At 39.0% G+C, this 1,255-nt stretch carries 1 protein-coding gene; it reads right to left on the bottom strand.

Annotation, left to right across the window (positions count from 1 at the left end):
* Window positions 1–21 precede the first annotated feature (21 nt).
* Window positions 22–1,163, bottom strand: a protein-coding gene (locus A6M13_RS07625; RefSeq protein WP_141680920.1) for an IS3 family transposase whose coding sequence is annotated in 2 segments (ribosomal slippage) — window positions 22–890 and window positions 890–1,163 — 1,143 coding nt in all. Because the reading frame shifts where the segments join, the coding sequence is not laid out codon by codon here.
* Window positions 1,164–1,255: the final 92 nt, after the last annotated feature.

Below are 1,255 nucleotides of genomic sequence, written 5' to 3' on the forward strand. Positions count from 1 at the left end.
GAGACAGTAATAAAAGACCTTCTAAACAGCCAGTTGACGGTATTGCACCGGTGACTGGTTGTTTAGTTTCATTTGAATACGGATATGGTTATAATAATTAATGTATTCTTCGACGATTCGAATCACACATGCATTCGTTGTGCTGTGGATTCCGTCGAGATAGAACGTTTCGGACTTTAGTGAGGAGTGAAACGTTTCGATTGGGGAATTATCAGCGGGCGTGCCCTTACGGGACATGCTCATGATAATTCCTCTTTCTTTTACTTGTTTTTGATAGTCGTATGATGTATAAACCGACCCCTGATCGCTATGAAGAATCGCCTCACTTGCGATTCCTTTTGCTTGACTCAGTGTGTCCAAGACGAATTGTGTATCCTGTGTCGTGCCAATTGTGTACGCAATAATTTCGCCATTGTATACGTCCATAATACTTGAAAGATATAACATCGATTGGCCGAAAGGCAAGTAAGTAATATCTGTTAAGAGCTTTTGAAGTGGCTCATTAGCCTGGAAATCACGACCTAAATGATTCGGTGCTATACTCGTTGGTTGCCCCGTACGCTTACGTTTCTTTATTTTCACACGACATGACCAATTATATTTTTGCATGATTTTTTGAACCGTTTTCTCCGCTAAATGAGGAAAGAAACTGGCGATTTTGCGATAACCATATCGATATTTATGCGCTGCACATTTTTCACCAACATCTTGATCTCGTTTTTCTTTGGTCGTTTGTGTACCTTTTTGTTTTCTCCACCGATAATACGTAGCTCTTGCTACGCCCATTAATTCACAGATTGTTTGTACAGACATCTGCCCTTTAAGGGCTTCTACTACTCCTACAAATGCTTGTCCAACCACTTCCTTTCCAATTCCTTGTACTTTTTTAGCACGTCCACTTGCTGTTTTAAATAACGGTTTTCCGTCTGTAAGCGTAATTCCTCTGAATCAATATCTGGTCCTTTACCGAAGGTATATTGTTTCCCCACTGGCTGATGAAGTCGATGCAATTCACCGGCTTTATACCACTTCATCCAATTTTTTAATTGACTTACATTTTTAATATTCAATTCATCCATTATTTGTTTTGCTGGAATGCCTAACAACTTCATTTCAATTGCTTTCATTTTCACTTCTGCTGGATAACTTACTCTTGTACCCATAGAAAAAACACCTCCACGTTGATTTATTAGGTTTAATACCCGTTTTTCAACGAAAGGTGTTTTTATTTGTCTCATTATTTTAGGTCAGTGCC

Origin of the sequence: Caryophanon tenue, assembly GCF_001700315.1 — a bacterium.
GTDB lineage: Bacteria > Bacillota > Bacilli > Bacillales_A > Planococcaceae > Caryophanon > Caryophanon tenue.